Genomic DNA, 13,792 nt, shown 5'->3' on the forward strand with positions numbered 1-13,792 from the left:
CGATGTACACCGCCAAAGGCACGCTCAACCGCGACGCCCAGCTGCGCCAATACGCCCCGCTGGTGCGCCGCCTGGCCCACCACATGATCGCCAAGCTGCCGCCCAGTGTGGAGCTCGACGATCTGATCCAGGTCGGCATGATCGGCCTGACCGAAGCCATTGCCCGCTTCGAGCCCTCGCAGGGCGTGCAGTTCGAGACCTTCGCCAGCCAGCGCATCCGCGGCGCCATGCTCGACGAGCTGCGCGACGGCGACTGGATGTCGCGCGGTTCGCGCAAGAGCCAGAAGGACATCGAACAGGCGGTCAACCGGCTGCAGCAGAAGCTGCACCGCTCCCCCATGGAGAGCGAGATCGCCCAGGAAATGGGCATGAGCCTGGCCGACTACCAGAGCCTGCTGGCCAAGGTGCGCGGCACCCAGCTGGTGTACCTGGAAGACATCAGCGGCGGCTCGGACGACGACGACAGTTTCCTGGACCGCCACATGGGCGAGACCGAGGTCGACCCCTCGGCCGTGCTGCAGGACCAGCGCATGCGCATGGCCCTGGTGGCCGCCATCAAGGGCCTGCCCGAGCGCGAGCAGCAGATCATGTCGATGTACTACGAGCATGACATGAACCTCAAGGAAATCGCCGCCGTGCTGGGCGTGACCGAATCGCGCATCTGCCAGCTGCACAGCCAGTCCATTGCCCGGCTGCGGGCCAAGCTGCGCGAGCATTGACCGAAGCCCCGCAGCGCGGCGCCTTGCCGGGCTTCAGCCAGCCTTCGGGTTCGGGAATAGCACCTCGCCCTGCGCCAGGGCATTTTTCATGCGGACGATCGATTCGCGGATGTGTGCCTTGCGGCGGGCCGAAAGGCCCTTGTCGGGCAACGACATCAACGCCTCAAGACCCGTGAGTTGCTCCTGGACGGCATTCAGGAAGCGCCGTGCGGTCCGCACGTCGTCTGCCGTGGCGGCACCCTTGGCGGGAACGGGAAACTCGGCGGCGTCGCTGCGCAGGGCGCTGATCCGGCTTTCGATCGCTTCCTTCAGACAAGGCCCGCCGAACCCGTTGTGGTCGAGCAGCTGGCTTCGCTCGTGGCGGTTGTGGCGCTGCTTTGGCAGCGACATGTCCAGAAGGGTCTTGACCCCTTCAAAGCGGAGATCCGTGTCCAGAAACTCCGCGTCCATCACACCCATCCGTTCCACTGGCCGGTGCCGCCACAGCTGCCTGGCGAAGGTCTGCCGGGCATCGGCGACCAGGTCCGTCCGGGGCCGGGCATCAAGAGGTGTCTGCGCGTCGCGCCGCAACGATCGGGCCATGCGGCGGATGCTGTTTCCAATGGGGTTCATGGGGGCTCCCGGGGTGGATGTCCCGAAGGACGATCCCGATGGGTAACCCTTCCCAGCCGGATGTTGCATGGGTCCGTCAGACCCTGGGACAGCCGATCTCCGATCGCTGTCCGCGCGCCTGTCAGGCGCTGAGGTAGCCCCGGCGGGGGCTCACGCTGCCCTGGCCGGTGCGGCCGTAGACCGGCGTGGACACGGCCTCGGGGATCAGGCTGCCCAGGGCGCGCTGGCTCTGGGCCTGGGCGCGCAGCACGGCCTGGCGCAGCATGGCAAAGCGCTGGGCGGCGGCGGGCAGGTCACGGACCAGCGTGCTGCCTGCGGCCTGGAATTCGGCGGTGCGGGGGGCGTGGTTCAGGATGGCCTGCACCTGGGCGCTGGCGGTTTCCACGGCCGGCGCATCGCCGACCATGAGGGATTTTTCGAGCGCGTCCAGTGCGCCCTGCAGTTGCAGGATCCAGGGGTGGGACAGGGCAGCTGCGGGCATGGGCATCACTCCTTGGATCAGGCGCTGCGGGCGCCGTTGAGCATTTCGGCGGCGTTGGCCAGCATCTTGTCGGCAATGGCTTCGGCGTTCACCTGGAACGAGCCATTGGCAATGGCCTGCTTCATGGCCTCGACCTTCTCGGCGTTGAACACGTCGCTGCTGCCCGAACCGGTGGCCGAGAGCGACTGGGTGGCGCTGGACAGCGTCACCTGCACACCGGCCTGCGGCTTGGCGGCCGCAGCCGACGACGCCGCGCCGGCCGCAGCGGCTTCGCCCGCCGTGGTGGGCGTTGCCTTGTTGGGGCCGCCAGCCACCGAGCCGATGTAGGAATCCGGGGTTGATTCGATCTTCATGTCACGCTCCACACCCCCTGTTCGGGGGCTCTGTGCAGGAACTATCGTCTGTCCGGGCGGGAACTTGAGGCCTTTTGCCGAGGTTTTTTTGAAGGGGACGCCGACGGGTCGCCCCGAACGACGGAAGCGACCCTTGGAGTGACTGTAGATGCCCCGGCGCGGGGGCAATCCGGCGAACAACCGGGGCAAAACCGGCCAGTTGCGGGTTTTGCCGCCGCCGGGCGGCGGTTACAGGTCGATGCTGACCGTCTGGTCCGGCCGCACCGTGCCGGTGACCACCCGGCCGTTGGGCAGGCGCACCCGGGCAGGTTCGCCCACCCGGGCAGCGGCCACCGCCTGGCCCACCACCGAAATGGAGAAGCCGGCGCCGCCGCTGCTGACCTTGACCTGGGCCCCGGCCTCGAAGGCCTGCGGAGCCCGCACCATGTTCTCGCGCAGCGGCTGACCGGCCTGCAGCGGATAGGCCGCCTGGTGGCCGATCCAGCGCTGGGGGGTGGCCAGAACCGGCGAGGGGTGGGCGGCCCAGTCCACCTCGGTCTGTTCGGCATGGTCCGCGTTCAGGGTTTCGCCGGCCGGCACGTTGGACTTCATCACCCAGGCCGGTCCCCAGGCCTTGACCGTGACCGGCACGAATACGTTCCAGCGGCTGATGCCGTCCACACAGCGAAGGCCGACCTTGCTGCGGCCCCACAGCCGGGTGCCGGGGGGCAGGTAGGGTTCGATGGCGCCGCAGGGGGCCAGGCGCAGGCGGCTGTCGAGCTGGCCCATGACGACTTCCGGGCGCAGCTTCACGCCGGCTTCGCCGCCGATGGACTGGCCGAGCGCCGGTTGCAGGAAGTCCCTGGCCATCTGCTCCAGGCCGTTGTTGGGGCCGGGCGATGGGGCGTTCGGCGGGCTCTGGGCCCAGGACAGGGGCGCCAGCACCAGGGCGGCGGTGGACAGGCAGCGGGCGAAGGACGGACCGGATTTCATGCCTGCACTGTAGGTCCGGACCGTGCGGGCCAAAGGCTGGAAAAGCGCCCACATCACCGGCCGGTTCTGCGCCGGGACGGCGGTGTATTCCGTGTGTGCTGGATGGGTGATGTTCTGGTCTGGATTCAATCTTTGGGTCGGTGACAAAGCCAGGAGTCCCCTGCGCCTCACCATTCCAGCCCCTCCAGCGCGTCGGCGCAGCCTGTCGGTTGCTCCTGGTTCCAACGAAACCGCCAGGTCGCCACGGTCGCGCCTGCTGCCAACCGTACAGAAGCGGGCTGCACACGTCAGGCTGTGAACTGAACGGCAGAAACAGAGGGGCAACACCCCCTTTGTTCGGGGGATTGGCCACCCTCAAGAATTCCCACAATCACCTCGAACCCCCGCCCGTGCGCCTGCCGGGTGGGCCCGATACCCACCGTTTCGAGGTGACCATGCTGGAACAGATGACCGCCCGCCTGGACTTCCATGCGAATTCGCTGGTCCTGCGCGCACAACGCCAGCAAGTGCTGGCCAGCAACATCGCCAACGCCGACACGCCCGGCTACAAGGCGCGCGATTTCGACTTCGCCCAGGCGCTGCGCAACGTCTCGGGCGCACCCGCACGCGGCGACGTGGCCCTGACCGACGCCCGCCACATCCGCAGCGGCACCGCCGATCCGCGCGATCCCAAGCTGGGCTATTCGGTGCAGAGCCAGCCCAGCCAGGACGGCAACACGGTGGACCTGGACCGCGAGCGCGCAGCGTTCGTGGACAACAGCATCCGCTACGAGTCCACGCTGCGCTTCATCAACGGGCATGTGAAGACCATGCTCAGCGCCATCACCGGCCAGTAAGGAGGCACACCATGTCCATGTTCGGCATCTTCAATGTCTCGGGCAGCGCGATCAGTTCGCAGGCCCAGCGGCTCAACGTGGTGGCCAGCAACCTGGCCAACGCGGACGCGGTGGCCGGCCCCGATGGCAAGGCCTACAAGGCGCGCCAGGTGGTGTTCCAGTCGCTCGACATGGGGGGCAAGGCCAACGCCGGCGTGAAGGTGCGCGACATCACCGAGAACGAGGCCCCGGGCCGCCGTGAACACAACCCCACGCATCCCAGTGCGGATGCCGAGGGCTACGTGACCCACTCCAACGTGAATCCGGTGGAAGAGATGGTCAACATGATTTCGGCCTCGCGTTCGTACCAGAACAACGTCGAGGTGATGAACACCGCCAAGTCCCTGCTGCTCAAGACGCTGCAGATGGGCAGTTGAGGAGAAACACCATGATGCTGGCCCAACCCCTGGACCTCACCAACCTCGGATCTGCCGTGGGCAGTTCCACCGCCAAGGCGGCCACGGCACAGACCGATGCCGCGGCCACCCAGGACCGGTTCCTCAAGCTGCTGGTCGCGCAGCTCAACAACCAGGATCCGATGAACCCGATGGACAACGCGCAAATGACGACGCAGATGACGCAGATCAACACGGTCAGCGGCATCCAGCAGCTCAACGAGACGCTCAAGGGCATGGCCAGCCAGTTCGGGCTGATGCAGTCGCTGCAGGGCACCTCGCTCATCGGCCGCGAGGCGCTGGTGACCGGCACCCAGTTCGGCTTCGACGGCAATGTGGGCAAGGCGGCCTTCCGCATCGATGCCCCGGCGTCCTCGGTGCAGGTGGATGTGCTGGACAAGGCGGGCGGCGTGATCGACACGCTGGACTTCGGTGCGCTCACCGCCGGCCAGCACTCCTTCAACTGGAACGGCACCGGCACCGACCCGACCCGTGTGGCCGGCTTCAAGGTGCGCGCCGCCAATGGCGGCCAGCCGGTCAATGCCACCAGCTACAGCCGTCTGACCGTCACGGCCACCGGCATGACCAACGGCGCCATGAGCCTGCAGCTGCAGGACGGCCGCAGCCTGGCGTACGACCAGGTCAGCAGCTTCATGTGACGCCCCGCCACCCCCCGCTTCATCTTCAAAGGACACTCCCATGGCATTCCAGCAAGGACTCTCCGGCCTGAACAGTGCGAGCAAGAACCTCGACGTCATCGGCCACAACATCGCCAACGGCAACACGGTGGGCATGAAGGCCTCGCGCGCCGAGTTCGGCGAGCTCTATGCCAGCTCGGTCAATGCGGCCGGTGGCGTGAACTCCGGCATCGGCGTGGCGCTGACCGCCGTGACCCAGCAGTTCACCCAGGGCAACATCACGGTGACCGGCAGCGACCTGGACGTGGCCATCAACGGCTCGGGCTTCTTCGAGCTGACCATGCCCAACGGCAGCACCGCCTACAGCCGGGCCGGCCAGTTCAAGCTGGACCGCGATGGCGGCATCGTCACCAACATGGGCGCCCAACTCATGGGCTATCCCACCGACGAGGCCGGCAACCGGCTGAGCTTCGAGACCGGCCCGCTGACCCTGCCCACCGGCGGCCCGATCCCGGCCCGCCAGACCGCCGGCATCACGGCCGAGTTCAACCTGGACGCGCGTGCCGCGGTCTACAACGCCGCCACCAACACGCCGCCGCTGTCCACCTACGGCACCTCGCTGATCGGCTACGACGCGCAGGGCATCGAGGTGCCGGTGTCCATGGCCTTCACCAAGACCGGCAACAACGCCTGGCGCATCTACACCAGCGGCGACGGCACCCCGCCCGATGCCGCCACCAGCCCCTTCATCGACGTCACCTTCAACGCCGACGGCACCTTCAACACCGTCACGCCCGATCCGGCCACGGTGGCCATGACCTCGCCCAACGGCACCTTCAATGCCACGCTGAACCTGGAGGAGATCACCCAGTTCGGCACCAGCTTCGCGGTGACCAACCTCACCCAGGACGGCTACCAGCCGGGCCAGTTCATCGGCCTGAAGATCGGCGAGAACGGCGTGGTCACCGGCCAGTACTCCAACGGCCAGACCCGCGCTGCCGGCCAGGTGGCGCTGGTGAACTTCCGCAATGCCCAGGGCCTGCAGCCCACCGGCGGCGGCAACTGGCAGGCCACCTTCGCGTCCGGCGAGGCGCTGCACGGCGAGCCGGGCACCGGCAACTTCGGCGCCCTGCGTTCGGGTGCGCTGGAGGACTCGAACGTCGACATCACCGCCGAGCTGGTCAACATGATGACCGCCCAGCGCGCCTACCAGGCCAACGCCCAGACCATCAAGACGCAGGACCAGGTGCTGACCACCCTGCTCAACATGCGTTGAACCCCGGCCTGAGCCACTGACCCGCAGGAGTCCCCATGGACCGCATGATCTACACCGCCATGACCGGCGCCAGTGCGGCCCAGTACCGGCAGCAGGTGCTGGCCAACAACCTGGCCAACGTGTCCACGCCCGGCTTCCGGGCCGAGATGTCCACCTTCCGCGCCGTGCCCATCCGCGGCGATGGCGCCAGCACCCGGGTGTTCGCGGTGGAGGCCACGGCGACCCATTCCGACCTGCCGGGCAGCGTGAGCCAGACCGGCCGCAACCTGGATGTGGCCGCGCGCGGCAACGCCTACTTTGCGGTGCAGGGGCTGGACGGCACCGAGGCCTACACCCGCGCCGGCTCGCTGGAGGTCAACCCCGAAGGCACGCTGGTGGGCGCCTCGGGCCTGCCCATGCTCAGCGACGGCGGGACCATCACCATTCCGGCCAATGCCCGGGTCGACATCGCCGCCGACGGCTCGGTGAGTGCCCGGGTGGGCAACGAGCCGGGCCAGGTGGTGGGCCGCCTGAAGATGGTGGTGCCCGATGCCGACAACCCAATCCGGCGCAGCGAGGACGGCCTGTTCCGCACCCCGGGCGGCGATCCGCTGCCGGCCAGCGACGTGGCCCGCCTGCAGGACGGGGCCCTCGAAGGCTCCAACGTGAACCCCATTGAAGCCATGGTCGGGATGATCGCCGTGGCCCGCCAGTTCGAGGTGCAGATGCGCATGCTGCAGAACGGCGAGAAGAACGACCAGACCGCCAGCCAGCTGCTGAGCCTCAACGGATAAAGGACACCGCCATGATCAATTCCCTGCTGATTTCCAAGACCGGCATGACCGCGCAGCAGACCCAGCTCGACGTCATCTCGAACAACCTGGCCAACGTCTCCACCAACGGCTTCAAGCGGTCCAACGCCGTCTTCGAAGACCTCATGTACCAGAACCTGCGGCAGGTGGGCGCCAACGCGGACCAGCAGGCCGAGCTGCCCACCGGTCTGCAGATCGGTCTGGGCGTGCGCACCGTGGCCACCTCGCGCTCGTTCACCCAGGGCAGCCTGCAGCAGTCGGGCAACGCGCTGGACGTGGCCATCAATGGCCAGGGCTTCTTCCAGGTGCAGATGCCCGACGGCACCACCGCCTACACCCGCGACGGCTCGTTCCAGCTCAATGCCCAGGGCCAGCTGGTCACCAACAGCGGCTATCCGCTGAGCGCCGGCATCACGCTGCCGGCCGACACCACCAGCATCACCATCTCGGGCGACGGCATCGTCAGCGCCAAGCTGCCCGGCACCACCGCGCCGGCCCAGGTGGGCGTGCTGGAGCTGGCCAACTTCATCAACCCGGCCGGTCTGGAGCCGCTGGGCCAGAACCTCTACCGCGAAAGCGTGGCCTCGGGCAACCCCATCAACGGCAACCCGGGCACCGCCGGCATGGGCAACCTGATGCAGGGCTTCAATGAAGCCTCCAACGTGAACGTGGTTCAGGAGCTGGTGTCCATGATCCAGACCCAGCGTGCCTACGAGATGAACTCCAAGGCCATCCAGACGTCCGACCAGATGCTGCAGCGCCTGAGCCAGCTCTGATCCATCCTGCCGAGGTACCTCATGCAACGCATCGCTCTTGTGCTCTGTGCCACCGCCCTGCTGGCCGGCTGCGAAACCATGCAACCCAAGGTGGACGTTGCGCCCACCAGGCCGGTGGAATATGCCCAGACGCCGCAGGCCCAGGGCGTGCCCAGCGGCAGCCTGTTCCGGCCCGCCACCTACCGGCCGGGTTTCGAGGATGCGCGGGCCCGTCTGCCGGGCGACATCGTGACCATCCAGATCACCGAGCGGGTGACGGCCAGCCAGAACTCGTCGGCCTCGATCGACCGCAGCGCGGATGTGTCGGCCGGCATCACCGCCTTCCCGTTCCTCAAGGGCGCCACGCTGGGCAAGCTGGACGTGGGTGCCCAGTCGGAGAACAGCTTCTCCGGCGACGGCAAGAACCAGGCCAACAACACCTTCAACGGCTCCATCACCGCCACGGTGCAGGAAGTGCTGCCCAACGGCCACCTGCTGGTGGTGGGCGAGAAGCAGATCGGCGTGAATGCCAACGTGGACGTGATGCGCTTCTCCGGCACCATCGATCCGCGCACCATCCGCCCGGGCAATGTGGTGGCCTCCACCCAGGTGGCCAATGCCCGCATCGAGTCGCGCAATCGCGGCGCGCAGGGCGACGCCATGGTAATTGGCTGGTTGGCGCGGTTCTTTTTGAGCGTTATCCCGTTCTGATCCCTGCCCACAATGGGGCTGTCTTCCATCGGGTGTACTGAGATGAATATCGTCCCTCTGCTGCAGAACTTGAGCCGATCTTTCGCGCTGGTGGTGCTCGCCGCCACCGCCGTGGCCACGGCCCTGCCTGCCGCAGCGCAGTCGATCCGGGTCAAGGAAATCGCCGCCGTGCAGGGCGTGCGCACCAACCAGCTGACCGGCTACGGCCTGGTGGTCGGCCTGGACGGCACCGGCGACCAGACCACCCAGATGCCCTACACCAGCCAGGGCATGGCCAACTACCTGCAGCAGCTGGGCCTGACCCTGCCGCCGGGCGTCAATCCCCAGTTCAAGAACATCGCGGCAGTACTGGTCACCGCCGAGCTTCCTGCCTTCGCGCAGCCGGGCCAGGCCATCGACGTGACCGTGTCCTCCATGGGCAATGCCAAGTCGCTGCGCGGCGGCACCCTGATCGCCACCCCGCTCAAGGGCGCCGACGGCGAAATCTATGCGCTGGCCCAGGGCAACCTGCTGGTGGGCGGCGCCGGCGCCTCGGCCGGCGGCAGCAAGGTGCAGATCAACCACCTGAGCGCCGGCCGCATCCCGGGCGGCGGTCAGGTCGAGCGGGCGGTGGCCACGCCGTTCGCGCTCGGCGAGACCATCGACCTGGGCCTTCAGAGCAACGACTTCACCACCGCCAGCCGCGTCACCGACGCCATCAACAAGGCCTTCGGTGCCGGCACCGCCAGCGCGGTGGACGGCCGCGTGGTGCGCCTGCGTGCACCGGCCGACCCGAACAGCCGCGTGGCCTTCCTGGCCCGGGTGGAAGACGTGCGCCTGGACGCCGCCATTCCCACCGCCAAGGTGGTCATCAACTCGCGCACCGGCTCCATCGCCATGAACCAGGCCGTCACCCTGGGCCCGTGCGCCGTGGCCCACGGCAACCTGTCGGTGAGCATCAGCTCCACCCCGGTCATCAGCCAGCCCAACCCGCTGTCCAACGGGCAGACGGTGGTCGCCGAGCAGGCCAACATCCAGATCAGCCAGGACAAGGGTTCGCTGATCCAGATGGGGCCGGCCGCCCAGTTGTCCGACGTGGTCAAGGCGCTCAACAGCCTGGGCGCCACGCCGCAGGACCTGCTGGCCATCCTGCAGGCGATCAAGGCCTCGGGTGCGCTCAATGCCGAGCTGGAGGTGATCTGATGCACACCAGCCCGCTCATGCCCTCCGGCCTGGCGGCCGACCCCACCGCGCTCGGTGGCCTGAAGGCGCTGGCGGGACAGGGGCAGGACCGCGCCGCCCTGAAGGAGGCGGCCAAGCAGTTCGAGTCGCTGTTCATGCGCGAGCTCATCAAGAGCATGCGCGAGGCGACCCAGAAGTCCGGCATGATGGACAGCGAAGGCGAGAACCTCGGCACCGACCTGCTGGACCAGCAGCTCGCAGTGAGCCTGGCCGGCATGCCCGGTGGCCTGTCGGAAGCGATCGAGCGGCAGCTCGGCCGGCAGATGCAGGGTGCACAGGCAGCACCGTCCGTGCCCAGCACGGTCGACAAGGTCGGCGGCGGTCCGCGCCAGGCCGACTTCGTGAGCCGTCACAGCGCGGCAGCCGCCCAGGTGGAGCGCGAGGCCGGCATTCCGGCTGGCTTCATGATCGGCCAGGCCGGCCACGAAACCGGCTGGGGCCGCAGCGAGATCCGCCATGCCGACGGCTCACCGTCCTTCAACCTGTTCGGCATCAAGGCCGGCCCGGGATGGAAGGGCAAGGTGGCCGAGATCACCACCACCGAATACATCAACGGCGAGCCGCGCAAGGTCAAGGCCAAGTTTCGGGCCTACGACAGCTACGCCGACTCCTTCCGCGACTACGCCCGCCTGATCGGCAACAGCCCGCGCTACGAAGAAGCCATGGCCCAGCGCCACTCGGTGCAGGGCTTTGCCACGGCCCTGCAGCGCGGCGGCTACGCGACCGACCCGGCCTACGCCGCCAAGCTCAGCCGGGCCATCAACACCACGCTGAGCCTGCAGCGCGCCCAGGCCTGAGCCCACCGGCACCCGCGAGACCATCATGTCCTCCCTCAACATCGCCACCCGCGCGCTCAATGCCAACCTGGCGGCCCTGCAGGTCATCGGCCACAACATTGCCAACGTCAACACCGAGGGCTACTCGCGCCAGAACATCCAGCTGCAGAGCTCGGGCTACCAGGCCATGGGCAGCGGCTTCTTCGGCAAGGGCGTGGAGATCGCCACGGTGGAGCGCACCCACAGCGCCTACCTCACCAGCGAGGCGCGGGCCACCAGCTCCACGGCGGCCGCCGACAGCGTGCGCCTGGCCCGTCTGCAGCAGCTCGAATCGGCCTTCCCCATGGGCGAGAACGGCCTGGGCACGGCCCTCAACAGCATGCTCAATGCCTGGAACGACGTGACCTCGGCGCCCAGCAACCTGACCGCCCGGGTGGTGACCATTGCCCGCGCCGACGAATTCGCCAGCCGCCTGCGCAACACCGCCGGCCAGCTCGACCTGCTCAAGCAGGGTACCGAGCTGCAGGTGCAGACCACGGTGGATTCGGTCAACCGGCTGGCCAAGGACCTGGCGGCGGTCAACCAGCGCATCATCGAGAACGCCGGTGGTGCCCACACCCCCAACGACCTGCTCGATTCGCGCGACCAGCTGCTGGCCCAGATGAGCAAGCTGGTGAAGATCGCCACCGTGCCGGGCGAGAGCGGCACGGTCAATGTGTTCGTGGGCGGCAGCCAGCCCCTGGTGCTGGGTGCGCAGCCGGCGCAGCTCGCCGTCACCCGCGACCCGGTGGACACCTCGCGCATCCAGGTGTCGTTCAAGCAGGGCAACACCGAGACGGACCTCAGCCTGGCCGCCCTGGGCGGCGGCGAACTGGCCGGCATGGTGCGCTTCCTGAATGAAGACCTGGCGGCAGCGCAGAACCAGATCGGCCGCATGGCCCTGGCCACCGCCACCATCGTCAACAGCCAGCATGCCCTGGGCGTGGACCTCACCGGTCAGCCTGGCCAGCCCTTTTTTGCACCCACCCCGCCGATCGCGGCCATCGCCGCGCCGGCCAACACCGGCACCGCGGCCTTCAGCGTGACCGTCACCGACCCCACGGCGCTCAAGGCCTCCGATTACGACATCCGCGCCGAGGCCGGCGGCCTGCGCATCGTGCGCCTGTCCGACAACACCACGACCCCGCCGCTCGGCAACCCGCCGCTGGCCACCGCTGCGCTGCCTCTGGAGGTGGACGGCCTGACCTTCACCCTGGACAGCGGTGCGCTGGGGGCCAACGACCGTTTCCGGGCCCGCCCCTTCGAGGGGGCCGCGCGCAACATCCAGGTGGCCATCGGCGCACCCGACAAGCTGGCCGCCGCCAGCCCGGTGGCGGTGACACCCGGCACCACCAACAGCGGCAGTCTGGCGGTGGAGAGCCTGTATGCCACCGCGGCCGATGCCAACCTCACCAGCCCGGTCACCATCACCTTCGGCGCCGCCGGCACCTACACCCTGAGCGGCGCCAGCATCACCAACCCGGCCACGGTCTACAACTACGCGCCCGGCGAGTCCATTCAGGTCAATGGCTGGAGCCTGACCCTGCGCGGCGCCCCCACCGCCGGCGACACCTTTGCGGTGCAGGCATCGCCGGCCAACGGCCTGGCCCAGAACGCCGGCAATGCCAGCGCCGTGCTGGCCCTGCGCGACCTGGCCACCTTCGACGGCGTGTCGCTGGCCGACGGCTACGTCAGCCTGTTCTCCGACATCGGCACCCGGGTGCAGGGCGCCCAGTTCGCGGCCGAGTTCTCGGGCAATGTGGCCGCCACCGCCGAGGCCGCGCGGGCCGGTGTGGCCGGCGTCAACCTCGACGAGGAAGCCGCCCGGCTGCTGCAGTTCCAGCAGGCCTATCAGGCGTCGGCCAAGTTCCTGCAGATCGCGCAGAGCACCTTCGACAGCCTGCTGCAGACCGTCGGCCGCTGAGCCGTCTGAGTTCCCGGGGAGACCTTCATGCGCATCGCCACCGCCAACAACTACGACAGCACCATCAAGGTCCTGGCCGATCGCCAGGCCCAGCTCGCCCAGCAGCAGGAACGCCTGGCCACCGGCAAGCGGGTGCTGCGCGCCAGCGACGACCCGGTCTCGGCCACGCTGTCCGAAGCGGCCCGCAACCGCCTGGCCCGTGCCGAAGCCGACCAGCGCGCCCTGGAGGCCTCGCGCACCAGCCTGCAGCAGGCCGAGAGCGGTCTGGCCGAATCGGGCGAGCTGATCCAGCGGGTGCGGGACCTGCTGGTCACCGCCGGCAACGCCGCCTTCACCGACAGCGAACGCGAGGACGTGGCCCGCCAGCTCGAGGGCCTGCGCGAACAGATGATCGCCGTGGCCAACCGCACCGACAGCGCCGGCCGCACCCTGTTCGGAGGCCTGGGTGGCGCGGCCACCCCGTTCGTGGACCTCTACACCCCCAGCGGCAACGGCGTGACCTTCAATGGCCAGCGGGGCCAGGCGGCGGCCGGCAACACCGCGCTGCCGCAGGCCCTGGACGGCGAATCCATCTGGATGCAGGTGCCGCAGGGCAACGGCCGCTTCGTGGTCACCCTGCCCAACAGCAACACCGGTGCGGCCAGCACCAGCATGGGCGAGGTGATCGACCCGGCCAGCTACACCGGCGGCGACTACCGCATCAGCTTCAACCAGGTGGCCGGCCAGATGCAGTACACGGTGATCGACGTCACCAACGGCAACACGCCGCTGGCGAGTCACACCGGTGTGCCTTACGAGCCGGGCAAGGCCGTACAGTTCGGCGGCATGAGCTTCACCATCAACGGCCAGCCGGCCAGCGGCGATGCCATCGACATCGAGGGCTCGCCGGCGCGTTCCGACATCTTCTCCATCGTGCAGAACGCGGTGGAGGCCCTGCGCTACGACGGTGCCAACGAATCGGCCCACCGCAACCAGGAACTGGCCCGCGCCATGACCGAGGTCGATGCCAGCCACGACCGGGTGCTGCTGGCGCGCGGACGCGTGGGTGAACTGCTCAACCGCGCCGACTCGCTGGGCAGCCTCCTCGAGGGCCGGGCGTTCGATCACAAGGCCGAAGATTCCCGCCTGACCGACATCGACCTGGTCAAGGGCATCTCGGATTTCCAGACCCAGCAGCAGGGCCTGGAAGCCGCCATCAAGAGCTATGCCCAGGTGCAGAAGCTCTCCCTGTTCTCGATGATCGGCTGAGGTGTC

Annotated in this window: 16 protein-coding genes; 12 read left to right on the forward strand and 4 right to left on the reverse strand. The window is 68.4% G+C overall.

The window, feature by feature from the left end:
* The first annotated feature begins 2 nt into the window (after window positions 1-2).
* Window positions 3-719 carry an RNA polymerase sigma factor FliA gene (locus CAP38_RS13550; protein ID WP_086121965.1) on the forward strand — a complete coding sequence of 239 codons (717 nt, stop codon included), beginning with the start codon at window positions 3-5 and terminating at the stop codon, window positions 717-719.
* A gap of 33 nt (window positions 720-752) precedes the next feature.
* Here CAP38_RS13550 and CAP38_RS13555 read toward each other — a convergent pair whose 3' ends face one another.
* From CAP38_RS13555 to flgA, 4 genes are all read right to left on the reverse strand, one after another.
* Complete coding sequence (locus tag CAP38_RS13555) at window positions 753-1,331, reverse strand: hypothetical protein (protein ID WP_143435835.1); 579 nt, start codon at window positions 1,329-1,331, stop codon at window positions 753-755.
* A 121-nt stretch (window positions 1,332-1,452) separates the two neighbouring features.
* Complete coding sequence (locus CAP38_RS13560; protein WP_143435836.1) at window positions 1,453-1,812, reverse strand: hypothetical protein; 360 nt, start codon at window positions 1,810-1,812, stop codon at window positions 1,453-1,455.
* Window positions 1,813-1,829: 17 nt separating this feature from the next.
* Complete coding sequence (gene flgM, locus CAP38_RS13565; RefSeq protein ID WP_143435837.1) at window positions 1,830-2,165, reverse strand: flagellar biosynthesis anti-sigma factor FlgM; 336 nt, start codon at window positions 2,163-2,165, stop codon at window positions 1,830-1,832.
* Between the two features lie 228 nt (window positions 2,166-2,393).
* On the reverse strand, window positions 2,394-3,137 hold the full coding sequence (gene flgA, locus CAP38_RS13570) for a flagellar basal body P-ring formation chaperone FlgA (RefSeq protein ID WP_086121969.1): 744 nt from the start codon (window positions 3,135-3,137) through the stop codon (window positions 2,394-2,396).
* A gap of 434 nt (window positions 3,138-3,571) precedes the next feature.
* On the opposite strand from flgA, the gene flgB reads away from it, so the two are divergent.
* Genes flgB through flgL form a run of 11 tightly spaced genes read left to right on the forward strand, consistent with a single transcriptional unit; the run spans window position 3,572 to window position 13,786 of the window.
* Window positions 3,572-3,973: a flagellar basal body rod protein FlgB gene (gene flgB, locus CAP38_RS13575; protein WP_086122156.1), complete on the forward strand. Its 402-nt coding sequence runs from the start codon at window positions 3,572-3,574 to the stop codon at window positions 3,971-3,973.
* A gap of 11 nt (window positions 3,974-3,984) precedes the next feature.
* Complete coding sequence (gene flgC, locus CAP38_RS13580) at window positions 3,985-4,389, forward strand: flagellar basal body rod protein FlgC (RefSeq protein WP_086121970.1); 405 nt, start codon at window positions 3,985-3,987, stop codon at window positions 4,387-4,389.
* 11 nt (window positions 4,390-4,400) lie between these two features.
* On the forward strand, window positions 4,401-5,066 hold the full coding sequence (locus CAP38_RS13585) for a flagellar hook assembly protein FlgD (RefSeq protein ID WP_086121971.1): 666 nt from the start codon (window positions 4,401-4,403) through the stop codon (window positions 5,064-5,066).
* Window positions 5,067-5,106: 40 nt separating this feature from the next.
* A complete protein-coding gene (gene flgE / locus CAP38_RS13590; RefSeq protein WP_086121972.1) occupies window positions 5,107-6,321 on the forward strand; it encodes a flagellar hook protein FlgE in 1,215 nt (404 codons plus the stop codon).
* 35 nt (window positions 6,322-6,356) lie between these two features.
* Window positions 6,357-7,094 carry a flagellar basal-body rod protein FlgF gene (gene flgF / locus CAP38_RS13595; RefSeq protein ID WP_086121973.1) on the forward strand — a complete coding sequence of 246 codons (738 nt, stop codon included), beginning with the start codon at window positions 6,357-6,359 and terminating at the stop codon, window positions 7,092-7,094.
* 11 nt (window positions 7,095-7,105) lie between these two features.
* On the forward strand, window positions 7,106-7,888 hold the full coding sequence (gene flgG / locus CAP38_RS13600) for a flagellar basal-body rod protein FlgG (protein ID WP_086121974.1): 783 nt from the start codon (window positions 7,106-7,108) through the stop codon (window positions 7,886-7,888).
* Window positions 7,889-7,909: 21 nt separating this feature from the next.
* Window positions 7,910-8,578, forward strand: a complete 669-nt coding sequence (locus CAP38_RS13605; RefSeq protein WP_086121975.1) for a flagellar basal body L-ring protein FlgH — start codon at window positions 7,910-7,912, stop codon at window positions 8,576-8,578.
* 42 nt (window positions 8,579-8,620) lie between these two features.
* Window positions 8,621-9,760 carry a flagellar basal body P-ring protein FlgI gene (locus CAP38_RS13610; protein ID WP_086121976.1) on the forward strand — a complete coding sequence of 380 codons (1,140 nt, stop codon included), beginning with the start codon at window positions 8,621-8,623 and terminating at the stop codon, window positions 9,758-9,760.
* Window positions 9,760-10,596 carry a flagellar assembly peptidoglycan hydrolase FlgJ gene (gene flgJ / locus CAP38_RS13615; RefSeq protein WP_086121977.1) on the forward strand — a complete coding sequence of 279 codons (837 nt, stop codon included), beginning with the start codon at window positions 9,760-9,762 and terminating at the stop codon, window positions 10,594-10,596. The genes CAP38_RS13610 and flgJ overlap by 1 nt, the downstream gene beginning before the upstream one ends.
* Before the next feature lie 25 nt (window positions 10,597-10,621).
* Window positions 10,622-12,538, forward strand: coding sequence for a flagellar hook-associated protein FlgK (gene flgK / locus CAP38_RS13620; RefSeq protein WP_086121978.1), 1,917 nt, complete (start codon window positions 10,622-10,624; stop codon window positions 12,536-12,538).
* A gap of 27 nt (window positions 12,539-12,565) precedes the next feature.
* On the forward strand, window positions 12,566-13,786 hold the full coding sequence (gene flgL, locus CAP38_RS13625) for a flagellar hook-associated protein FlgL (protein ID WP_086121979.1): 1,221 nt from the start codon (window positions 12,566-12,568) through the stop codon (window positions 13,784-13,786).
* Window positions 13,787-13,792: the final 6 nt, after the last annotated feature.

The sequence above is a fragment of the Hydrogenophaga sp. IBVHS2 genome (genome assembly GCF_002127215.1).
In the GTDB taxonomy this organism is placed as follows: Bacteria; Pseudomonadota; Gammaproteobacteria; order Burkholderiales; family Burkholderiaceae_C; genus Hydrogenophaga.